General features: G+C 63.6%; 20 protein-coding genes. 3 read left to right on the top strand and 17 right to left on the bottom strand.

What is annotated here, in order from left to right; genetic code table 11:
• Complete coding sequence (locus tag C5F53_RS00470; protein ID WP_161499857.1) at positions 1-1,503, bottom strand: glycosyltransferase family 39 protein; 1,503 nt, start codon at positions 1,501-1,503, stop codon at positions 1-3.
• A gap of 76 nt (positions 1,504-1,579) precedes the next feature.
• Here C5F53_RS00470 and C5F53_RS00475 point away from each other — a divergent pair, with 76 nt between their 5' ends.
• Together C5F53_RS00475 and C5F53_RS00480 are read left to right on the top strand one after the other, a co-directional pair.
• On the top strand, positions 1,580-1,771 hold the full coding sequence (locus tag C5F53_RS00475; RefSeq protein WP_105259384.1) for a 4-oxalocrotonate tautomerase: 192 nt from the start codon (positions 1,580-1,582) through the stop codon (positions 1,769-1,771).
• Between the two features lie 63 nt (positions 1,772-1,834).
• Positions 1,835-2,725 carry a class II glutamine amidotransferase gene (locus C5F53_RS00480; RefSeq protein ID WP_105259385.1) on the top strand — a complete coding sequence of 297 codons (891 nt, stop codon included), beginning with the start codon at positions 1,835-1,837 and terminating at the stop codon, positions 2,723-2,725.
• A 30-nt stretch (positions 2,726-2,755) separates the two neighbouring features.
• Here C5F53_RS00480 and C5F53_RS00485 read toward each other — a convergent pair whose 3' ends face one another.
• The 16 genes from C5F53_RS00485 to C5F53_RS00560 form a co-directional block, all read right to left on the bottom strand.
• Positions 2,756-3,322, bottom strand: a complete 567-nt coding sequence (locus C5F53_RS00485; protein ID WP_146097257.1) for a hypothetical protein — start codon at positions 3,320-3,322, stop codon at positions 2,756-2,758.
• A 172-nt stretch (positions 3,323-3,494) separates the two neighbouring features.
• Positions 3,495-4,448 (bottom strand): glutathione synthase, encoded by a 954-nt coding sequence (gene gshB / locus C5F53_RS00490; RefSeq protein WP_105259387.1) that lies wholly within the window; start codon positions 4,446-4,448, stop codon positions 3,495-3,497.
• Between the two features lie 29 nt (positions 4,449-4,477).
• Positions 4,478-5,695, bottom strand: coding sequence for a benzoate/H(+) symporter BenE family transporter (locus C5F53_RS00495; RefSeq protein WP_105259388.1), 1,218 nt, complete (start codon positions 5,693-5,695; stop codon positions 4,478-4,480).
• Positions 5,696-5,844: 149 nt separating this feature from the next.
• Positions 5,845-7,713: a potassium transporter Kup gene (locus C5F53_RS00500; protein WP_105260335.1), complete on the bottom strand. Its 1,869-nt coding sequence runs from the start codon at positions 7,711-7,713 to the stop codon at positions 5,845-5,847.
• A 160-nt stretch (positions 7,714-7,873) separates the two neighbouring features.
• Positions 7,874-9,160, bottom strand: coding sequence for a glutamate--cysteine ligase (gene gshA, locus C5F53_RS00505; RefSeq protein WP_105259389.1), 1,287 nt, complete (start codon positions 9,158-9,160; stop codon positions 7,874-7,876).
• A gap of 117 nt (positions 9,161-9,277) precedes the next feature.
• Positions 9,278-10,600, bottom strand: a complete 1,323-nt coding sequence (locus tag C5F53_RS00510) for a glutamate-5-semialdehyde dehydrogenase (protein WP_105259390.1) — start codon at positions 10,598-10,600, stop codon at positions 9,278-9,280.
• Positions 10,601-10,670: 70 nt separating this feature from the next.
• On the bottom strand, positions 10,671-11,780 hold the full coding sequence (gene holA, locus C5F53_RS00515) for a DNA polymerase III subunit delta (protein ID WP_105259391.1): 1,110 nt from the start codon (positions 11,778-11,780) through the stop codon (positions 10,671-10,673).
• A 114-nt stretch (positions 11,781-11,894) separates the two neighbouring features.
• Positions 11,895-12,803 carry an arginase gene (locus tag C5F53_RS00520; protein WP_105259392.1) on the bottom strand — a complete coding sequence of 303 codons (909 nt, stop codon included), beginning with the start codon at positions 12,801-12,803 and terminating at the stop codon, positions 11,895-11,897.
• The gene (locus C5F53_RS00525) at positions 12,800-13,852 is read right to left on the bottom strand and encodes an ornithine cyclodeaminase (RefSeq protein ID WP_105259393.1); all 1,053 of its coding nucleotides are present in this window, start codon (positions 13,850-13,852) and stop codon (positions 12,800-12,802) included. Before C5F53_RS00525 ends, C5F53_RS00520 begins: the two co-directional genes overlap by 4 nt.
• A gap of 181 nt (positions 13,853-14,033) precedes the next feature.
• The gene (locus C5F53_RS00530; protein ID WP_105259394.1) at positions 14,034-14,513 is read right to left on the bottom strand and encodes an Lrp/AsnC family transcriptional regulator; all 480 of its coding nucleotides are present in this window, start codon (positions 14,511-14,513) and stop codon (positions 14,034-14,036) included.
• A gap of 2 nt (positions 14,514-14,515) precedes the next feature.
• Entirely contained in the window at positions 14,516-15,010 is a 495-nt protein-coding gene (gene lptE / locus C5F53_RS00535) for an LPS assembly lipoprotein LptE (RefSeq protein WP_105259395.1), read from the bottom strand.
• Between the two features lie 7 nt (positions 15,011-15,017).
• A complete protein-coding gene (gene leuS / locus C5F53_RS00540) occupies positions 15,018-17,798 on the bottom strand; it encodes a leucine--tRNA ligase (RefSeq protein WP_105259396.1) in 2,781 nt (926 codons plus the stop codon).
• 81 nt (positions 17,799-17,879) lie between these two features.
• Positions 17,880-18,311 carry a biopolymer transporter ExbD gene (locus tag C5F53_RS00545; protein WP_105259397.1) on the bottom strand — a complete coding sequence of 144 codons (432 nt, stop codon included), beginning with the start codon at positions 18,309-18,311 and terminating at the stop codon, positions 17,880-17,882.
• Positions 18,308-18,949 (bottom strand): MotA/TolQ/ExbB proton channel family protein, encoded by a 642-nt coding sequence (locus C5F53_RS00550; RefSeq protein ID WP_105259398.1) that lies wholly within the window; start codon positions 18,947-18,949, stop codon positions 18,308-18,310. Before C5F53_RS00550 ends, C5F53_RS00545 begins: the two co-directional genes overlap by 4 nt.
• Positions 18,946-19,749 (bottom strand): 4-hydroxy-tetrahydrodipicolinate reductase, encoded by an 804-nt coding sequence (dapB, locus tag C5F53_RS00555; RefSeq protein ID WP_105259399.1) that lies wholly within the window; start codon positions 19,747-19,749, stop codon positions 18,946-18,948. The genes C5F53_RS00550 and dapB overlap by 4 nt, the downstream gene beginning before the upstream one ends.
• 24 nt (positions 19,750-19,773) lie before the next feature.
• Positions 19,774-20,331, bottom strand: a complete 558-nt coding sequence (locus C5F53_RS00560; RefSeq protein ID WP_105259400.1) for an outer membrane protein assembly factor BamE — start codon at positions 20,329-20,331, stop codon at positions 19,774-19,776.
• An 82-nt stretch (positions 20,332-20,413) separates the two neighbouring features.
• Between C5F53_RS00560 and fur the strand changes: the two genes are divergently transcribed.
• The gene (gene fur / locus C5F53_RS00565; protein WP_105259401.1) at positions 20,414-20,851 is read left to right on the top strand and encodes a ferric iron uptake transcriptional regulator; all 438 of its coding nucleotides are present in this window, start codon (positions 20,414-20,416) and stop codon (positions 20,849-20,851) included.
• Positions 20,852-20,860: the final 9 nt, after the last annotated feature.

The following is a 20,860-nucleotide window of genomic DNA, read 5'->3' on the forward strand; positions in this document are numbered from 1 at the left end:
TCAAGAGGTGGGCGCGAGTGTAAGCCGGGGCTGCGGCTGGCCGGACCAGCCTCGGCAGTCGTAAAAGCGGAAGCGGGCCAGTGGCCGGCCCCAGTGCGTGGCCTGCTGGGTGTCCAGCAGCGTGCAGCTGGCAAAACCTTGGGCGCCCAGCGGCACCTCATAGGCCAGGTGGGACCAGTCCACCAGCAAGGTGTTGCCACCCACCGGCAGGTCGCCAGCCCAGAAGCGGAACTGGGTTTCGCGGTCTTCCAGCACATACACGGGCAGCGGCCGCGCGTACCAGCCCAGGCGGCTGGCCAGGGTCCAGTTTTGTACGGCCACACTGCCCAGGCCGTGTTGCGCGGCCAGGGTCTGGGCACGGGCGCCTGCGGCCTCCCAGCCATGCAGGTCGGCAAAGGGGTTGGGCTGCTTGGCCACCGCGGCATCACTGCCAGGCAACACCGGCCAGCCGGCGCTGAGCATCAGGCCCAACAGGCCAGCACAGGCCAGCGCCTGCAACCCCCCCAGGCCCAGCACCAGCCAGCGCGCGGCCCGATGGCTGGATTGCCAGGCGCGCGCCAGGCCCAAACCGGCCAGCGGTGCCAGTGCCACCCAGGCCGGGGCCGTCCAGTGCGGCAGGCTGGAGCCACCGCCCGCCATGTAGGCAAAGATGGCAAAGGGCAGGGCAAACACGCCCCACAACCAGGCCGCGCGCCGCGCGCCGCGCGCCCAGGCCGCGGCCAGCAACAGCGGGCCAAAAGCCAACAGCTGCAGCAGCCCAAACCGCAGCACATGCAGCACCTGCCACTGGCTGCCTTTGCCATGGGCCAGTTGATAGACAAACGAGGCCCACTGGTGCTGTGCATTCCACACCAGCACCGGCAACACCAGCACTACGGCCAGCGCCAGCGCGGCCCACAGCCAGGGCTTGCGCAGCAGGCGCAGGCCATGCACCCACAGCAAGACCAGGCCCAGCGCCAGCGCGGTGAACACGGCCGTGTATTTGGCCAGCCCGGCCAGCCCCAGCAAAGCGCCCATGAGCAGCCAGGCCGCCGGGCGGTCCAGCGCCTCGGGGTCCATCAGCGTGGTGGTTTGCCACAGCAGCGCCACGGTCAGCGCCATCAGCAAGGTATCGGGTAACAGACCAATGCCCAGGATGTGCAGCAGCGGCGCCAGCGCCAATGCCAGCACGGCGCCCAGCGCAGCCGGCTGGGCCAGCGCATGGCTAGCCAGCAGGCGCAGGCTCAGGCGGTATGCACCCCACACCGTGGCCAGCCACAGCAAGCCGGGGATGAGGCGCAACACGCCGGTGGGCGCACTCAGTGCCACCAGTGGCCACTGCACCCAGCCCACCAGCGGCGGGTGGTCAAAATAGCTCAGTGCCGGGTGCGCGGCGTACAACAGGTAGTGCGCCTCGTCCACCGACAGGCCCAGCGCCGCGCCCAGCAGGGCGTGCAGGCCAAACACCAGCGCCAACACCCCGCGGGCACGGCCATGCAAAGAAGACGGGAACAAAAATTGCAAGGGGAAGTCAGAGGAAAATGGAAACCCCCGCAGTCTAATCTGCGCCTTCTATATCCTCCCCACCCCAAGGAACCCCATGCCCACCTACCATGTTGAATTGCTGGAAGGCCGCACCCAGGAGCAGAAGAAAAAGCTCGTGGACGAAGTGACCCGCGTGACCGTCGAAACCTTGGGCTGCTCGCCCGAAGCAGTGGACATCATCATCACCGACGTGAAACGCGACAACTGGGCCACGGGCGGCAAGTTCTGGAGTGAGCCGCGCGCATAAGCGTTGGCCGATTTCGCATAACGCCCAGCTCCCCTTGCCACCACCCCGGAGTAAACTGTTTCCATGTGCCAATTGCTTGGAATGAACAGCCATTTGCCGGCCAGCTTGACGCTGAGTTTCACCGGTTTTTCGCAGCGCGGCGGCTGCACCGACCACCATGCGGACGGCTGGGGCATCGCCTTCTTCGAGAGCGAAGGCGACCTGCCCGGCAAGGCGGCACGGCACTTTGTGGACAAGGAAAGTGCATCCACCTCGCCGATTGCGAAGATGCTCAAGTCCTACCCCATCAAGAGCCACAACGTGGTGGCCCATGTGCGCAAAGCCACGGTGGGCGCGGTCACGCTGGAAAACTGCCATCCCTTCACGCGCGAACTCTGGGGCCGCTACTGGGTGTTTGCCCACAACGGCGACCTGAAAGAATTCAACCCGCCGCTGCATGGCAGCTTCAAACCCGTGGGCACGACCGACAGCGAGCTCGCCTTTTGCTGGCTGCTGCAAGAGCTCAACAAATCCCACGCTTCGGTACCGTCGGTCGAAGAACTCACCCACACCCTGGCCGAGCTGGTACCCAAAATTGCCCGCCACGGCACCTTCAACTTTTTACTGAGCAACGGCCAGGCCCTGTGGGCCCACGCCAGCACCAAACTTTGCTACGTGGTGCGCCAGCACCCCTTCAGCCATGTGCAGCTCAAGGACGAAGACGTGACGGTGGACCTGTCAGAACTCAACGGCCCGGAAGACCGGCTGGTGATTGTGGTGACCGAACCGCTCACCACCAACGAGGCCTGGGTGGCCATGGAATCCGGCGAGTTGCACGCCTTTGTGGACGGCCAGCCGCTAACCCGCACCGTGTGCAAGGCCACACTGATCGCCGCAGCCGCTGCGGCCGCTGCCCTGCGCGAAACAGAAGAGGCTGCCAAAGCCGCAGCCCTGGCAGCCCCAGCTGCGGTTTAGCGTTGCAGCGGGCACTCGGCCCGCCAGCCTTTACGGCTTGCAGCCGTACTGGCCTTTTTTCACGTTCTCAAAGTAGCTCAGGTCGCCGCTGCAGACCGGCTTGTCGGCAGGCAGGGCGGTGCCAGCTTTGGCCGCGCAGGTGAAGGTACCGGTTTTGGGGTTGAGCTTGCCGGACAGCTTCCAGCCTTTGGCACACACCTCGGACGCCTTCAGCGCCGCGGGCTTGGCCGCCACGGCCGCACCGGTCACGGTGATGTCCACGGCGCGCTCGGGGCCACCGCAGTTGGGGTGGTTCTGCACATTTTTGCCGCCCAGGGTCACGTGGTAGGTGCCGGGTTTGTCGTAGCTGCGGGTCACCACCAGAGGTACGGGGGTGCTCACATCACTCACGGCGTCTTTGAAGGTGCCGTCACCAAAGCCGACCACAAAGCCGCAGTAGTTGGCATTGAGCACATCGATGTTGGCCGTGATGGTGACGGACTCGCCGACCTTGACGGTGGTGTTGGATGCGGTGATGGTGCCGAGCACCTGGGCGTGGGCCGCACCGGCAAAAAGGCTGGCGGCCAGCAGGGCTGCACATTGCATGCGTGTTGTCATGGGATGGTCTCTCCGTTGTTTCGTGCCGCTGCACCAACCGTGGCAGCGGACCACGCAGCGCGATTGTGCGCCGCTGGCGGCGGCACAACACACTATTCAGGCTGATCTGCCGCAATAAAGCGGCAATGTGTGAACTATGCCGCGCACCCCCATGCCAACCGCAAGCGGCCTATTAGCGCCCTGCGGACTGGGCGGTTTCGAGCGCGTCCACAAACATGGCGGCCACATCAAACCCGGTCTGGTCGGTGATTTCCTGAAAGCAAGTCGGGCTGGTAACGTTGATCTCGGTGAGCGAGTCACCAATCACGTCCAGCCCCACCAGCAGCAGGCCACGCGCGGCCAAGACGGGGCCCAGTGCCTCGGCAATCGCGCGGTCGCTGTCGCTCAGCGGCCGGGCCACGCCCTTGCCACCGGCCGCCAGGTTGCCCCGCACCTCGCCACCCTGCGGAATGCGCGCCAGGCAGTAGGGCACGGGTTTGCCACCAATCACCAGCACACGTTTGTCGCCTTCGCTGATGGCCGGCAAAAACTTCTGCACCATCAGGGTCTGGGCGCCGTCCTTGTTCAGCGTCTCGATGATGCCGCCCAGGTTCAGGCCGTCGTCCTTCACACGGAAGATGCCCATGCCGCCCATGCCGTCCAGCGGTTTCAGGATGATGTCGCGGTGTTCGGCGTGGAAGGCGCGCACGGCATCGGCATCCCGCGTGACCAGCGTGGGGCCGATGAACTGGGGAAACTCCAGAATCGCCAGCTTCTCGGGGTGGTCGCGCAGGGCGCGGGGTTTGTTGAAGACCTGGGCGCCCTCGCGCTCGGCCTGCTCCAGCAGGTGGGTGGCGTAGAAAAACTCACTGTCAAACGGCGGGTCCTTGCGCATGACGATGGCGTCAAAGTCCTTCAGCGCCACAGTGGTCGGCTCGGCTTCGGTGAACCAAGCATCGGATTGACCGGTGAGCGTGATGCGACGCACCGCCGCCTGTACCACGCCGCCACGTTGCCACACCAGGTGGCGGGGCTCGCAGGCAATGATGCGGTGGCCGCGTTTCTGGGCCTCGCGCATCATGGCAAAGGTGGTGTCCTTGTAAATCTTGAAGGATTCCAGTGGGTCGGCAACAAACAAAATGTCCATGGGGTTCTTTCTCGGTCAGGGGCCGCAGTTCAAGTGCCTGCAGGCTGGGTGCGGCCGTAGTGTTGCACCAAAAGCGCAATCCCGCCTGCCACCACGCCCCAAAACGCCGAACCGACTCCGGCTATTACGACGCCACTGAGCGTGACCAAGAAAGTGATGAGCGCGGCTTCACGGTGGGTGTCGTCTTTGAGCGCCGCCGACAGGGCGCCGCCAATGGTGCCCAACAAGGCCAGCCCTGCGATAGCGGCCACCAGCTCCTTGGGGAAGGCGGTGAGCACACCGGTGATGGCGGCGCCAAACAGGCCAATCACCACATAAATAGCGCCGCAGGCCGCCGCCGCGGTGTAGCGCCGCGCGGGGTTGCTGTGTGCCTCGGGCCCCATACAAATGGCGGCGGTGATGGCGCTGAGGTTGAGCGCAAACGCGCCAAACGGCGCCAGCAGCAGCGTGACCAGGCCCGTGAGGGTGATGACCTTGGAGATGGGAATACCGGCGTCACCGCCCTCTGCGCGGCGGTCGGCATAACCCGCGGCCTGGATGGCAGCCACACCGGGCAGGTTTTGCGAGGCCATGGTGACGACGAACAGTGGCAGCGACATGCTGATGAACGCGGCCAGTGAAAAGGTAGGCGTGACCCAGACCGGCATCGTCAAGCCCAATTGGATGTTAGCGCCCGTGAATTCTGCGCGAGCAGCTACAAAAACAATAGCAACCAACAACGTCAGCGGCACCGCGTAACGGGGCACCAGGCGCTTGCCCAGCAGGTAGGTCAGCAGCATCAGCACCACCAGCGGCAGCGCCGTCTGCGCCGCGGCAAAACCCGACAGGCCAAACCGTGCCAACACTCCCGCCAGCAGGGCCGAGGCCAGCGCCAGCGGAATGCGGTTCATGACGCGCTCGAACCAGCCGGTGGCACCTGCCACGGTAATGAGTACCGCACACAGAATGAACGCGCCCACGCCTTCGGCCATGCCAAAACCGCCGGCCGTGGCGGCCGTGGCCAGCACCGCAGCGCCGGGCGTGCTCCAGGCCACCATGACCGGTTTTTTAAGCCACAGCGAGGGAATGAGCGAACACAAGCCCATGCCAATGCCCAGCGCCCACATCCACGAGGCCACCATGGCCGGCGTGGCGCCCAGCGCGAGCGCAGCCTGGAAGACGATGGCCACCGAACTGGTGAAGCCCACCAGCACGGCTACAAAACCGGCCGTGAAGGCCGAGAGACTCAGGTCTTTGAAAAAATGCATGGCAACATTGTCAGCGACGACTGTGGCACTACAAGGGAACGAGGGCAATTTGCCGCCGGGCCGCCCCAAGGCCTCTGGACCGCTTGGCGGCCAGCGGCGATAGCCAAATTAGCCCCCGACCCGCGCAGCGGCGGAGCGTGGGGGCTTGATTAGATTTCGATTTTGGAGCCCAGCTCCACCACCGAGTTGTTCGGTAGATTCAAAAAATCTGCCGCAGCACTGGCATTGTGGTGCATCTGGGCAAACAGCTTTTCGCGCCAGGGTGCCATGCCTTCGCCCAGCGTAGGCACCACGGTGTCACGCGAGAGGAAGTAGCTGGTACTCATAGGCTCCAGGTCACAGCCGCGGCCCTTGATCTGTTCCAGCGCCTTGGGCACATCGGGGTCGTTTTTGAAACCGTAGTGGATCACCACCTGCCAGCAGTCGTGACCCAGGGAGTCGATCTGCAGACGTTTGTCCAGCCCGATCCAGGGCACCTCGTGGTTCTTCACGGTGACAAACAGGTTGCTGGTGTGCAGTACTTTGTTGTGTTTGAGGTTGTGCAACAGCGCATTGGGCACGGTGCCCATCTCGGAGGTGAGGAACACCGCCGTGCCCTCCACGCGTGCGGGTGGGCTCACAAACACGGCTTCCAGAAAACTGGGCAGGTCCAGCGCGTCGGCACGCAGCTTGTCATTGAGCAGGCGTCGGCCGTCCTTCCAGGTCATCATGAGCGTGAACACCGCGCCACCAATGGCCAGTGGGAACCAGCCGCCGTCAAATAGCTTGAGCAGGTTGGAGGCCCAGAACGCAAAGTCGACGATGAAGAAAAAGCCGGTGGCGGCAATACACAGCCACAGTGGGTACTTCCAGCCATGGCGGATGACGTAGAAGGTCAGGATGGTGGTAATCAACATGTCGGTACACACCGCAATGCCGTAAGCAGCCGCCAGATTGCTGGACGACTTGAACATCACCACCGCCAACACGATCGCCACAAACAGGCCCCAGTTCACAAACGGCATGTAGATCTGGCCGGTGTCTTTGACACTGGTGTGCTCAATCTGCAGGCGCGGCAAATACCCCAGCTGAATCACCTGTTTGGTGACCGAAAAAGCGCCCGAGATCAGGGCTTGCGAAGCAATCACCGTGGCCATGGTGGCCAGGCCCACCAGGGGCAGCAGGGCCCAATCGGGCGCCATCATGAAGAAGGGGTTTTTGACGGCGGCAGGGTTGGCGAGCAACAGGGCGCCTTGGCCAAAGTAGTTGATCACCAGCGCGGGCATGACCACCGAAAACCAGGCCAGGCGCACCGGCTTTTTGCCGAAGTGCCCCAGGTCGGCGTACAAGGCCTCTGCACCGGTGACACACAGCACCACCGCCCCCAGGATGATGAAGGTGGTGCCCGGGTTGTTCCACATAAAGCCCAGCGCATAGTGCGGGCTGATGGCCCACAAAATCTCGGGGTGGTCCACGATGTGGCTCACGCCCAGCACCGCCAAGACAGCAAACCAGACCACGGTGATGGGCCCAAAAAACTTGCCGATACCGGTGGTGCCACGTTTCTGCACTGCAAACAAACCGAACAGGATGACCAGGGTGATGGGGATCACATACCGCTTGAAAGCCGGGGAGATGACCTCCAGGCCTTCGACTGCCGAGAGTACCGAAATGGCCGGGGTGATGACGCCGTCGCCATAAAACAGGCAGGTGCCGAAGATGCCGATGATGAGCAAGACGCGGCGCAGCTCGGGCCGGTGTTTGACCGACTGCGACGCCAGCGCCAGCATGGCCACCAGGCCGCCTTCGCCGTGGTTGTCGGCCCGCAGCACCAGCACCACGTATTTGATGGAGACAATGACCGTCAGGGTCCAGAAGAAGATGGAAAGGATGCCGTAGACGTTGTCCGGGGTGAAAGGCACGTGGCCGGAGCCAAACACTTCTTTCATGGCGTACAGCACGCTGGTGCCAATGTCGCCGTATACAACGCCGATGGCGCCCAGGGTGAGCGCCGCAAGAGACGATTTTGATGCTGACACGAGATCACCCGGCGCGCAGAAGCCGCCGGGTTCCATTCCTGAAGGGACCGCTATTTTGCTCCTGACGCCTCAGGCCGCAAGCCACAAATCAGCAATTTGCGTGGAATTTGAAACCGTGTTGCAGCGCAGCAACTTGGCGGCAATACTGGGTTGACGTACCTCAGTCGTAGCGCTCAGCGTCGGGGTCAGTGGCCTCCAGCTCATAACTACCGGCCAGCATGGCCAAGCGGCCGATGACGCCATACATGTAGAAGCGGTTGGGCGCGCTAGCCCCGGGGCGCACGCCGGGCTGAGGTAAGTGCGTACTCTCGGCAAACGCCAGTGGCACATAGGCAGAACCAGGGGCGCTGAGGTTTTCGTCCTGGCCGCGCTCGGCGTGCATGCGATAAAAACCGCCCACCACATACCGGTCCATCAGGTACACCACGGGCTCGGCCACGGCGTCGTTGACGCGTTCGTTGGTCAACACACCCTCTTGCAGAATCAGCTCCAGCGGCGCGGGTGCGGCCTCCAGGCCGGCGCCCATTTTGCGCAGCTTGGCTTCCAGGTCCTTGGTGTCGCGCACGGAGAGGATGGCGTTGCCGCTGGTGCGGTTGTCGGCCTTGACGACGACAAAGGGTCGTTCCTTGATGCCGTATTCCTTGTACTTCTTCTTCACCTTGGTGAGCATAGCGTCCACACGCTGCACCAGGGCGTCAATACCGGCCGGTGTGACCAGGTCCACCACGCCATATTTGTCAAACATCGGGTTAATCAGCCAGGGGTCCACGCCGATGAGCTTGCCAAACCGCTTGGCCACTTCTTCGTAGGCCTTGAAGTGGGTGCTCTTGCGCCGCGTGGTCCAGCTGGCGTGCAACGGGGGCAGCAGGTACTGCTCGTGCACCTCTTCCAGAATGCCGGGCACACCGGCGCGCAGGTCGTTATTGAGCAGGATGGTGCAGGGGTCAAAGTCCTTCAAGCCCAGGCGACCCTTGGTACGGATGATGGGCTCAATGGTGATGGACTCACCACCGGGCAGCTCCAGGGTGGTGCTTTTTTTGATCTCGGGACTGATGGAGCCAATGCGCACATTGAGGCCGGCCATGTGGAAGATGCGGCGCAGCTGGGCCAGGTTGCTCAGGTGGAAGGTGCTGCGCGCGTTGTTCTCGGGCACGATGAGCAGGTTGCGCGCCTCGGGGCAGATCTTCTCAATCGCGGCCTGCGCAGCCTGCACCGCCAGCGGCAGCATGGCGGGCGTCAGGTTGTTCCAGCCGCCGGGGTAAAAGTTGGTGTCCACCGGCGCCAGCTTGAAACCCGCATTGCGCACATCGACCGCGGTGTAGAAGGGCGGTGTGTGCTCCATCCACTCCAGGCGGAACCAGCGCTCGATGGCGGGCATGGAGTCCAGAACCCGTTGTTCGAGTTCATTGATGGGGCCCGTCAGGGCGGTAACAAGATGCGGAACCATGCGACGCTTTCAAAGAGGACTGCCCATTCTAGGGGGCTCCTTCAGGTGGAGAAGTTCCCCGAAATTTCAAGTCCTTTGCCGCAAACCGCCAGAAAAACAGCAGCCCAAGTATTCAGCTCAGCCGCGCACTTCGCCCTCGCCCAGCACCACGTACTTCAAGGACGTCAGCCCCTCAATGCCCACCGGCCCGCGGGCGTGGAACTTGTCGGTGCTGATGCCGATTTCGGCGCCCAGCCCGTACTCAAACCCATCGGCGAAGCGCGTGCTGGCATTCACCATCACACTGGCCGAATCCACCTCGCGCAAAAAGCGCTGGGCGTGCACATGGTTGGTGGTCAGGATGGCGTCGGTGTGGTGGCTGCTGTACTGGTTGATGTGGGCAATGGCCTCGTCCACACCGGCCACCACTTTCACGCTGACGATGGGTGCGAGGTACTCCTCGTACCAGTCCTGCTCGGTAGCAGGCACCAGCTTTGCTCCTGAATTAGGAGCTATTTGCGCAATATCCACGGGGGCTAGAGGCAGATTTGACGTCAAAATGGCCAATGCTTCGGGGTCGCAGCGCATCTCCACGCCCTTGGCCGCATAGACCGCGCCGATGCGCGGCAAAAACGCGGCCGCCACGCCCCGCGCCACCAGCAGGCCTTCGGTCGCGTTACAGGGGCTGTACTTGTTGGTCTTGGCGTTGTCCGCCACCTTGACGGCCATGGCGATGTCACAGGGGTCGTCCACATAGGTGTGGCAGTTGCCGTCCAGGTGTTTGATGACGGGCACCTTGGCATCGCGGCTGATGCGCTCGATCAGCCCCTTGCCGCCGCGCGGAATGATCACATCCACAAACTGCGGCATGGCAATGAGCTGCCCCACCACTTCGCGGTCGGTGGTCTGCACCAGCTGCACCGCGTCGGCAGGCAGGCCACTCTCGGTTAAAGCTTGCTGTACCAACCGAGCCAGCGCCTTGTTGGAGTCAATTGCCTCCGAGCCACCACGCAAGATGCAGGCATTGCCGCTCTTGATAGACAGGCTGGCCGCCTCGATCGTTACATTCGGCCGGCTCTCGAAAATCATGCCAAACACGCCAATCGGCACCCGCATCTGGCCCACGCGGATGCCGCTGGGCTGCTGCTTCATGCCGATGATCTCGCCAATCACGTCCGCCATGGCCGCCAGCTGCTCGCAGCCTTCGGCACAGGTTTCCAGCACCTTTGGCGTCAATTTCAGCCGGTCCACCATGGGCGCGGCCAGGCCGTTGGCGATGGCACGCTCAATGTCCTTGGCATTGTCCACCTGCAAGGCCGCCGTGTTTTCGCGCAGCAGCCTTGCCAAGGCCCGAAGCGCTACGTTTTTAGTAGCTGCTGGTGCACGCGCCATAAGGGCGGATGCCACTTTGGCCTGAGAACCGAGGGCCAGGGTGTATTCGGTGGTGTTGGTCGCGTTCATGGGGGGATTTTCGCAGATTGCGCAGGGGGCGACCAACGTGCAGGGCCGGTACCCACATCCCAGGGCCGCCTTAGCGCCTGGCGTAGGCCGGGGCGGCGGCTTTGGGGGCAGCCCCGCACAAGCCACACAACTGCAACGCCAGCCGGTGCAGCGCCTGCCAGCCGGTGGTGGGCCAATCGGGTTGTTTGAGGCCTTTGACGATGCCGTCCACCACGTGGGCGGATTGCAGCAGCTCGGCCAGTTTGGATTCGGAGAGTTTGGGTAACACGCGCTCGAACAAGCGCTCTTTCACACCCCAGATACGGTTCTCGCGCAGGGCCATGGGCAGGGGGCGGCCTTGGGCCATGGCGTCTTTCACGCGCTTGAGGGCGCGGATGTCTTCGGCCAGCGTGTAATGCACCAGCACCTCGGCCTCGCCCTCGGCCTGCAGGCCGTCCAGCATGCGCTGCACGCGCACTGCCTGACCGGCCAAGACCGCTTCACTGAGTTTGAACACGTCGTAGCGGGCCACATTCAGCACGGCGCTTTCGACCTGCTCCAACGTCAGCACGCCGCCCGTGTCTCCTGATGCTGCATCGACGGGGAACAGCAGTCCGAGTTTTTGAATTTCCTGGTGCGCGGCCAGCAGGTTGCCCTCCACGCGGTCGGCAAAAAACTGCAGCGTGCGCTGGCCTTCTTCGCCAGCTTCCACGCGCTGGCCCTGCGCGCCCAAACGCTGGGCGATCCACTGTGGCAAGGCACCGCGTTCCACCGGGCTGACTTCCAGCGTGATGCCGTTGGCATCCAAAGCCGCAAACCAGGCGGTGGACTTGGTCATCTTGTCCAGACGCGGCAGCAAAACGATGGTGAGCGTGGAATCGTTGCCCTGTGCGCCTTCGGCAAGCTGTTGCAGCGCCACGCTGCCGTCCTTGCCGGGCTTGCCGCTGGGGATGCGGATTTCGACGATCTGCTTGTCAGCAAACAGGCTCAGCGAGCCGCCAGCCGCCAACACCTCGCTCCAGTCAAAGTGGGCACCTGCCACGGTGTGCGAGGTGCGCTCGGTATAGCCTTTGGCGCGGGCATGGGCGCGGATCGCGTCCAGCGCCTCTTGCTGCAGCAGCGGCTCATCCCCGTGCAAGGTGTACAGGCTCTTGAGCCCGCGCTGCAGGTGGTTGCTGAGTTGATTCGCCGCGAGTTGCATAGGGGGCAAGTTTAAGGCCCCCACGCTCCGCCGCTACGCGGGTCGCTGCCCCCCCAAGGGGGTGCGTTTCAGCTTGGGACGGCCCGGCGCTGAAACTAAAGCCCCAGGCTGCGCTCAGGCCGCCAGCCCCAGTGCTGTGGCTTCAGGCGCCAACACCGCACACACCAAGTCCGTCGCCGCCTGGGCGGTTTGGCCACCAAAGTCACGCAGCGGGTTGTATTCGGTTAGTTCCAGCGCCATAAACCGCGAGTCCTGGCTGCAACCAGTCAGCACCTGCAGGGCGTCGGCCAAGCGAATACCCTGCTCTACCGGCGTGCCCGTGCCCGGCGCATCGCGCGGGTCCAGGCCGTCCAAGTCAAAACTAATGCCCCAGCCTACAGTGCCGGCCTGCACACGGGCGCGGGCCTCATCAAAGCAAGCCGCAAAACCGCGCTCCAGTACTTCGGGCATGTACATCACACGCACACCCAGGCTGTCGAGCAAGGCCCTCTCAGCTGGCTCGTAGCTGCGTGCGCCAATGATGACCAGATGCTCGGGCCGCAGCTTGTGGCGCCAGCCGAAGAGATCTGTCATGCCCTCCGAACCATGGCCCAGCAGGGCCGCCACGGGCATGCCGTGCGGGGCCTGGCTGTCCGATGTCTCGGGGGTGTGGGCATCCAGATGCGCGTCGATCCACACCAACCCCAGCGCGCCTTGCGGGCGCAGGTGGTCAGCCACCGCGCTCCAGGTACCCACGGCGCAGGAATGGTCACCACCCAGCACCAGCGGCTGCTGGTTCTGGCGCAGCACTTGGGCCACCGTGCCGGCCAAACGTTCGGAAAAACCTTCGATGGCGTTCAGCCGACTCGTGGCCAGCATGGGCTGGGCAGTCACGGTGTCGCCCCAGATGGCAGTGCGGCCCGTAGCGGCCAGCGCATTGGCGATGCCATGCTCGCGCAGCGCCGCGGCGCCCCACTTGCAACCGCCATCGCTAGCGCCCTCGCCCACGGCGGCGCCGATCAGGTGCAGAACAGAGGTGTTCATGCGGCTTTGCGCAACACAGGGCGAGCTGCGGTGGCGCAGGCAAACAGGTCTTTGGGGTCTGGCAGATCGGGCACCAGTTGCACCGTGCTACCCACGCCCAGCTTTTGTGACAAGGCATGCACATAACGCAGGGCCGACAGGTCTTCCAGCGCAAAACCGACTGAGTCAAACAGCGTGACCTGGGCGGCGTTGTCGCGGCCCACATCCGTGCTAGCCAGCACCTGCCAGAGCGGGTGCGTCACAAAATCGGCCGGCATTTGCTGCAGCTCGCCCTCGATGCGGGTTTGCGGCTCGAACTCCACAAACACTTTGGCGTGGTTCAGGATTTCGGCCTGCAGCTCGGTCTTGCCGGGGCAGTCTCCCCCCACGGCGTTCAGGTGCATGCCGGGCTCGACCATATCGGCGGTCAGGATGGTGGCGTTGGTTTTGTCGGCCGTCACCGTGGTCACGATGTCAGCGCCGCGCACGGCTTCGCGCGTGGAGGAGCAGCGGACGATGGTGAGGTTGCCCGCCTCGGTGTAGGGGCGCAGGTTGGCGACCAGCTTGTCGGTGGCCTTGGTGTCCACGTCAAACACACGCAGCGTGGTAATGCCCAGCTGGGTCATAAAGGCAATCGCCTGGAATTCGCTTTGCGAACCATTGCCGATCAAGGCCATAGTCTTGCTCTCAGGCCGGGCCAGCACCTTGGCCGCCATGGCGGAGGTGGCCGCAGTGCGCAATGCGGTGGTGATGGTCAGCTCACTCAGCAGCTCGGGGTAGCCGGTGGCCACATCGGCCAGCACACCAAAGGCCATGACGGTGGACAGGCCTTGCAGCGGGTTTTTGGGGTGGCCGTTGACGTACTTGAAGGCATAGAGCGCGTTGTCGGACACGGGCATCAACTCGATCACGCCGTTGGTGCTGTGGTTGGCGGTGCGGGGGGATTTGTCAAAGTCTTCCCAGCGCAGAAAGTCTTCACGGATGGTCTGGGCCATCTCGGACATCATGGGGGCCAGGCCGTGCTGGCGCACCAGCTCTTGCATGTCGTGGACGTCGATATAGCGGGTCATGGGGTCTCTCCTCAGGTGGCCGGGAGAGGTGCGGAATCCGCAGGCCCTGAAGGACCGCCCGGCATACCAAGAAGTTTAGGCTGGAGGTGGGCGCTGTAAGCGCCGAAGCGTTAGAGGTAAAGCACGCAAAAGTGCTGAATTGACAGCAAGTTACTTCCGTTTCGGAATCGCCAAAGACGACCTAGCTGTCGTCGCGCACCATGAGCGGAAAGCCCGCAAATTCCTTGACCGTCTGCAGCTCGGTGCTGGTCACCACCTTGTCGATGCCCAGGCCCACGTCGTCGATCCAGGTGTTGGTGAGGTCGCGGTAGTGCGCCAGGTCGCGGCAGGCCAGGCGCACCAGGTAGTCGTAACGGCCGCTGACCAGGTGGCAGGCAATCACCTCGGGGCAGGCCACCATGGCCGCCTCGAAGCGCTGCACTGTGGCCTGGCGCTGGTCCTTGAGCGCGATCTCGGCAAACACCGACACATGCTCGCCCAGCGCCTTACGCGCCAGCAGCGCGCGGTAGCCGGCGATCAGGCCGTCGTCTTCGAGCCTGCGGATGCGGTTCAGCGTGGCCCGGGCCGAGAGGTTTACTTCTTCGGACAGGGCCTGCGCGCTCATGCGCCCGTCGCGCTGCAGCAGCTCCAGCAGGGTTTGGTCCACGCGGTCCAGTGCCATGCTCAGTCCAGGGTTTTGACCGCAGCAATGCGGCGCAGCAGCTGCTGCACGATGTCGGACTGCATGTCGCGGTACAGCAGCGCCTCTTCGGCCTCCTTGGCCAGCACGGCGGATTCGTTGAAGCTGATGTCGCGCTGCTGGATGATTTCGGTCTCGTCAATCAGGTCGCGCCCCTGCGATGTACGCATGCGGAACTTGACGCGGATACGCAGCTGGAACTCGCGCACCTGGCCCGAGGTATTGACGCCCACCACGGTTTTCTCGCGCAGCTCCTGCAGAATGTCCACGATCACCTGGGGCGGCTGGCCGCCCGCAGGCGGCACCAGCGGACGCACGGCGCTGCCCAGATAGCGGGCCAACTCGGACGCGACCGCACCACCACGCTCGGGCGTGACAGCAACGGTTTCGAACGCAAAGGTCTGCTGGCCACGCAGCTTGAAGCCGCAACTGGCCAGCAGGGCCGCTGCGGGCAGGGCAAACAGGTGGCGGCGTTGCATCACAGCCTTACACCACCACATTGACCAAGCGGCCGGGCACCACGATGACCTTCTTGGCCGTGGCACCAGCCGCGTGGCTCAGGAAGGCCTCGCTGGCCAGGGCGGCGGCTTCGATGGCCTCCTTGCTGGCGCCAGCAGGCACACGCACCGCGCCGCGCAGCTTGCCGTTGACCTGCAGCACCAGCTCGATCTCGTCCTGCACCAGGGCAGAGGCATCGACCAAGGGCCAGGGCGCATCCAGCAGGTCGCCCAGCGTGCCGGCATAGCCCAGCTCAGACCAGAGCGCGTGCGCCAGGTGCGGTGTGGCCGGGTACAGCACGCGCAGCAAAATGCTGAAGCCTTCGATCAGCGCCACCTGGGCGCCCGCGCTGTCCAGGGCCTTGAAGCCCTCCAGCGCATTGATCATCTTCATGGTGCCGGAGACCACGGTGTTGTACTGCATGCGCTGGTAGTCAAAGTCCACCTGCTTGAGCACGGTGTGCATCTCCAGGCGCAGGGCTTTGGCCTCTTTGCCAAATTCAACGTCTTTTAAGCTGCTAGCCCCCGCCACACTTGCGCGAGCAGCTACGGAATCCATAGCAGATAACTTGTAGCCAAAGTTCCAGACGCGGCGCAAGAAGCGGTAGCTGCCTTCCACTGCGGCGTCGTTCCACTCCAGCGTGGCCTCGGGCGGTGCGGTGAACATGGTGTAGATGCGGGCCGTGTCGGCGCCGTATTTGGCGATCAGCGCCTGCGGGTCCACACCGTTGTTCTTGGACTTGGACATGGTGCCCACGCCCTCGTAATCGATGGCAGTGCCCACGGGCAACCGGCCATCGCCGCTGTCGGCTTCGTTCTTGAGCTTGGCGCCCACCACCTTGCCGGCTTCGTCCAGTACATGCTCCACGTCATGCGGCCAGAAGTAGTCCTTGCCACCCTTGGCGGTGCGGCGGCTGTAGATGTGGTTCAGCACCATGCCCTGTGTCAGCAGCTTGGTGAAGGGTTCGTCCACCTTCACCAGCCCCAGGTCGCGCATCACCTTGGTCCAGAAGCGGGCGTACAGCAAGTGCAGGATGGCGTGCTCGATGCCACCGATGTACTGGTCCATGCCGCTGCCACCGGTAGCCAGCTGTTGGTCCCGCATCCAGTAGTCGGTGCCGCCGGCCACCATGGCCTCTGCGTTCTTGGGATCGCAGTAGCGCATGAAGTACCAGGACGAATCCACAAAGGTATCCATGGTGTCTGTCTCGCGCCGCGCGGCCTTGCCGCACACCGGGCAGACCACGCCGGCGTGGAAGCCTTCGTGCTTGTGCAGCGGGTTGCCCGAGCCATCGGGCACGCAGTCCTGCGGCAGCACCACGGGCAAGTCTTTTTCTGGCACGGGCACCGCGCCGTGTTCCTCGCAATGGATGATGGGGATGGGTGTGCCCCAATAGCGCTGGCGGCTCACGCCCCAGTCACGCAGGCGCCAGGTGGTTTTCTTCTCGCCCAGGCCTTTGGCGGCCAGGTCGGCTGCCACCGCGTCCACGGCGGCCTTGTAGGCCAGGCCGTCGTACTTACCGGAGTTAACGGCAATACCGTGCCCTTTAATGCCGTACCACTCTTGCCAACGCTCCGTAGTGAAGCCATCGCCAACAACGCCTTGACCCGACGTGTTGACTACGCGAGCCTCAACGACTTGCTTCATGGGCAAGTCATATTTATTGGCAAACGCGAAGTCGCGCTCGTCGTGCGCGGGCACGCCCATCACGGCGCCATCGCCATAGCCGATGAGCACGTAGTTGCCCACCCACACCGGCACTTGCGCGCCGGTCAGTGGATGCGTGACAAACAGGCCCGTAGGCTGGCCTTTTTTCTCCTGCGTGGCCAGCTCGGCCTCGGTGGTGCCACCGTGCTTGCACTCTTCAATGAAAGCGGCCAGCTCGGCGTTGCCCACCGCCGCGTGCGCGGCCAACGGGTGCTCGGGCGCCACGGCGCAGAAGGTCACGCCCATGATGGTGTCGGCGCGCGTGGTGAACACATACATGCGGCCGTCGCCAATCAGCGCGCCAGTCGTGTCCTTAATGTCGTGCGGAAACGCAAAGCGCACACCTTCGCTCTTGCCAATCCAGTTTTCCTGCATCAAGCGCACGCGGTCGGGCCAGCCGTTCAGCGTGGCTTTCTCGTTGCCCATCTGCACATGGTCCAGCAGCTCTTGTGCGTAGTCAGTGATCTTGAGGTAGTAGCCGGGGATCTCGCGCTTCTCCACCACGGCGCCGGTGCGCCAGCCCTTGCCGTCAATCACCTGCTCGTTGGCCAGCACGGTCTGGTCCACCGGGTCCCAGTTCACCACCTGGGTCTTGCGATAAGCAATGCCTTTTTCCAGCATCTTGAGGAACAGCCACTGGTTCCACTTGTAATAGTCCGGGTCGCAGGTGGCGACCTCACGGCTCCAGTCGATGGCCAAGCCCATGGCCTGCATCTGGCCCTTCATGTAGGCGATGTTCTCAAAAGTCCACTGGGCCGGTGGCACCTTGTTCTTCAGCGCGGCGTTCTCGGCCGGCAGTCCAAACGCGTCCCAGCCCATGGGCATGAGCACGTTGTAGCCGTTCATGCGCAGGTAGCGCGTGAGCATGTCGTTGATGGTGTAGTTGCGCACATGGCCCATGTGCAGCTTGCCGCTGGGGTAGGGCAGCATGGAGCAGGCGTAGAACTTCTTTTTGCCCTCGTCCTCGGTCACGCGGTAGGCGTTCTGGCCGTTCCATAAGGGCTGGGACCAATGGTCCTGGGCCGATTTTTCTACGTCGAGGTGCTGGTACTTGTCTTGCATGGGGATGGGGCAGCGCCGGGCTGCCAATGGAAAAGGCGTGAAAGGATTTTAGGCGCTGCGCCAGCGCAGGCGATTCGGGGGCTACGGGGCAGCAGCAGGTGGCTCGGGGTTGGCCACAAAACCAATGCGGCTCAGGCCCGCGGTATGCGCCAGACCCATGACCTCGACCACCCGGCCATAGGGCACGGTGGCATCGGCGCGCAACTGCACCTCGGTGAGCGGGTTGCGGGTGGCCGCCTGCTTGAGTTCTTGCGCCAGGGCCGGCAAAGCAATCGGCTGGTCCGCCAGGTAGACCTGGCCAGACTTGTCCAGCGCGAGCGCTACAGACTGGGGGGCATCGGCAGCTTGGGCGCCTTCGGTTTGGGGCAGATCCACCTTCACGGCACTGACCATGAGTGGTGCGGTAATGATGAAGATCACCAGCAGCACCAGCATGACGTCGATGAGCGGCGTCATGTTGATGTCGCTCATCGGCTGTGCACTGGGCGTGCGCTCCAGACGGCCGAAACTCATATTTGCTGCGTCAACAGAAGCTCGCGCAGGTCGCGGGCAAAGCCTTCCAGGTCCGCCTCGATACGGCTAATCAGGCGGCCGAGGATGTTGTAGCCCAACACGGCAGGGATGGCGACCGCCAGGCCTGCTGCGGTCATGATCAAGGCCTCGCCCACGGGGCCGGATATCTTGTCGATGCTGACCTGGCCAGAACCCGCAATGCCCATGAGGGCGTGGTAAATGCCCCAGACCGTCCCCAGCAAACCCACAAAGGGCGCGGTGGACCCGACCGTGGCCAACAGCACCTGACCGGCCTGCAACTGGCGCAACACCCCATGCAGAGCGTCGCGCAACACACGGGTCAGTTGCTGGGAGCGGTCGCCGCTGGCGCCCAGGGTGCCGGGCAACGTTTGCTGGGTCGCCTCCACCAACGGGCTGACCAAAAGTTCGCGGTCAAATGCCCGCACGGCCACTTGGGCTTGTGCCAAGTCGGGCGCCTGCCAAAACGCAGCGGTGCTGCGGCCTACATCGCGCACCGCGCGCTGCAGCAACCAGCCTTTCCACAAAATCACCACCCAACTGCACACCGACATGCCCAGCAGCACCACGGACACCGTGGTGCTGACCGCATCGCCCTGGAACAGCGGGATAGCGCTCATTTCAGGTTAAGCACATCAAACATGTCGAACAGGCCCGCCTTGCGCCCGGCCAGAAAACGCGCGGCACGCAAGCTGCCCTGGGCGTAAGTGACACGGCTGGAGGACTTGTGGCTGATCTCGATACGCTCACCGGTACCGGCAAACAGCACGGTGTGGTCACCCACGATGTCGCCCCCGCGGATGGTGGCAAAACCAATGCTGGACGGATCGCGCTCGCCGGTCACGCCATAACGTTCGTAGACAGCGCACTCTTTCAAGTCGCGGCCCAAGGCGTCGGCAATCACTTCGCCCATCTTCAGGGCCGTGCCCGAGGGGGCATCGACCTTGTGGCGGTGGTGGGCTTCGACGATTTCGATGTCGTAGCCAGTAGACAGGGCCTTGGCAGCCATTTCCAGCAGCTTGAGGGTGACGTTGACGCCCACGCTCATGTTGGGCGCCATCATGATGGCAATGTGTTGGGACGCCTCGGCAATCTCGACCTTTTGTGCATCGCTAAACCCGGTGGTGCCAATGACGGCCGACACTCCCAGCTCACGGCACACACGCAGATGCTCCAGCGTGCCTTCGGGGCGCGTGAAGTCGATCAGCACATCGCAGCCCTTCAGGCCTTGGCGCAGGTCCGAGGTGATCAGCACACCGGCTGCCTGGCCCGAGAACGCACCAGCGTCCTGGCCCAGGGCGGGGCTACCGGCCATGTCCAACGCGCCGCCCAGGCGGCAGTCGTCGGCCGCACGCACGGCCTCAATCAACATCTGGCCCATGCGGCCGGAAGCGCCAGCAATGGCGATGGTGTGGGTCATGTCCCTGTCCTGTAGAGAAAAACGTTATTGCGCCGCAGGCTCCAGTGGCGGATAGGCCACCGGAGCGTTGGAGGCAGGGGCCGCGGAGCCCGTCGCAGTGCTGGCGGGTGCGGGGAATTTCTGTAACTTGTCTTCCGGCGCGCTCAGGGCAGGCAGCGGGCCCTTGACAGGAGAGGACTTGAGCGTGGCCACAAACTCCGACTCGCTGGGGAGATCGTCCGCCTCGACACGCTCCAGCGCGTCGTTCGTAAAAAACACCGTCACACGGCGCGACTGGGGTTCTGCGCCCTGACGCTTGAGGGTGAACACATAGTCCCAGCGGTTGGCATGGAACACACTGGCCAACAGGGACGAGCCCAACACGTCCTGCACCATGGCACGCGGCATGCCGGGGCGCAGCACCGCGAGTTGCTCTCGTGTCACCACATTGCCCTGCACGATGTCGATTTTGTAGGGCCGCACGCTTTGTGCTGCCTTGGCGACCGTATCTCCTGTGCTGCTCAGCGTGCTGCAGCCAGCCAAGGCAGCCAGGGCCAAAACGACCAAGGGAAAACGGGTGCTGCGCAGCAGGTTGTTGGGCATGAAGAGTCAGGAACGATATGATCACGCGATTGTAGCGGCTGGCCTGTGCCAGCCCGACTTGCGTTCGCGCCGGGAGAATGCCATGAGCAACATCAACGAACTGAAAAATACAGGCCTCAAAGCAACCGTTCCGCGCCTGAAAATTCTGGAGGTTTTCCAACGCGGAACGCAACGCCACATGACCGCCGAAGACGTGTTTCGCGTCTTGCTGCAAGAGCGCTCAGACGTGGGCCTAGCCACGGTATACCGGGTGCTCACGCAATTTGAGCAAGCCAGCATCCTGAGCCGCAGCCACTTTGAGAGCGGCAAGGCGGTGTACGAACTCAACGAAGGCCAGCACCACGACCATTTGGTGTGCCTGGACTGCGGACGGGTAGAAGAGTTTTACGACGCGGAAATTGAGAAGCGCCAGCACGCCGTGGCCAAGGCCAAAGGCTTCACGATTGCAGACCACGCGCTGAGCCTGTACGCCACCTGCACCAAGGACAAGTGCCCCCACCGCAATAGCCCATCCGCCTGAGCGGATCGT

It is taken from the genome of Rhodoferax sp. TS-BS-61-7, from assembly GCF_002943465.1.
Lineage (GTDB): Bacteria > Pseudomonadota > Gammaproteobacteria > Burkholderiales > Burkholderiaceae_C > Allorhodoferax.

Coding starts and splice junctions, on each gene's coding strand:
- C5F53_RS00545 (WP_105259397.1), bottom strand. CDS start 18,311: ATGAGTTTCGGCCGTCTGGAGCGCACGCCCAGTGCACAGCCGATGAGC.
- C5F53_RS00495 (WP_105259388.1), bottom strand. CDS start 5,695: ATGCATTTTTTCAAAGACCTGAGTCTCTCGGCCTTCACGGCCGGTTTT.
- C5F53_RS00510 (WP_105259390.1), bottom strand. CDS start 10,600: ATGAACGCGACCAACACCACCGAATACACCCTGGCCCTCGGTTCTCAG.
- C5F53_RS00530 (WP_105259394.1), bottom strand. CDS start 14,513: ATGGCACTGGACCGCGTGGACCAAACCCTGCTGGAGCTGCTGCAGCGC.
- C5F53_RS00480 (WP_105259385.1), top strand. CDS start 1,835: ATGTGCCAATTGCTTGGAATGAACAGCCATTTGCCGGCCAGCTTGACG.
- gshA (WP_105259389.1), bottom strand. CDS start 9,160: ATGGTTCCGCATCTTGTTACCGCCCTGACGGGCCCCATCAATGAACTC.
- C5F53_RS00485 (WP_146097257.1), bottom strand. CDS start 3,322: ATGACAACACGCATGCAATGTGCAGCCCTGCTGGCCGCCAGCCTTTTT.
- C5F53_RS00525 (WP_105259393.1), bottom strand. CDS start 13,852: ATGACCCGCTATATCGACGTCCACGACATGCAAGAGCTGGTGCGCCAG.
- C5F53_RS00560 (WP_105259400.1), bottom strand. CDS start 20,331: ATGCCCAACAACCTGCTGCGCAGCACCCGTTTTCCCTTGGTCGTTTTG.
- leuS (WP_105259396.1), bottom strand. CDS start 17,798: ATGCAAGACAAGTACCAGCACCTCGACGTAGAAAAATCGGCCCAGGAC.
- dapB (WP_105259399.1), bottom strand. CDS start 19,749: ATGACCCACACCATCGCCATTGCTGGCGCTTCCGGCCGCATGGGCCAG.
- fur (WP_105259401.1), top strand. CDS start 20,414: ATGAGCAACATCAACGAACTGAAAAATACAGGCCTCAAAGCAACCGTT.
- gshB (WP_105259387.1), bottom strand. CDS start 4,448: ATGGACATTTTGTTTGTTGCCGACCCACTGGAATCCTTCAAGATTTAC.
- C5F53_RS00475 (WP_105259384.1), top strand. CDS start 1,580: ATGCCCACCTACCATGTTGAATTGCTGGAAGGCCGCACCCAGGAGCAG.
- lptE (WP_105259395.1), bottom strand. CDS start 15,010: ATGCAACGCCGCCACCTGTTTGCCCTGCCCGCAGCGGCCCTGCTGGCC.
- C5F53_RS00520 (WP_105259392.1), bottom strand. CDS start 12,803: ATGAACACCTCTGTTCTGCACCTGATCGGCGCCGCCGTGGGCGAGGGC.
- C5F53_RS00550 (WP_105259398.1), bottom strand. CDS start 18,949: ATGAGCGCTATCCCGCTGTTCCAGGGCGATGCGGTCAGCACCACGGTG.
- holA (WP_105259391.1), bottom strand. CDS start 11,780: ATGCAACTCGCGGCGAATCAACTCAGCAACCACCTGCAGCGCGGGCTC.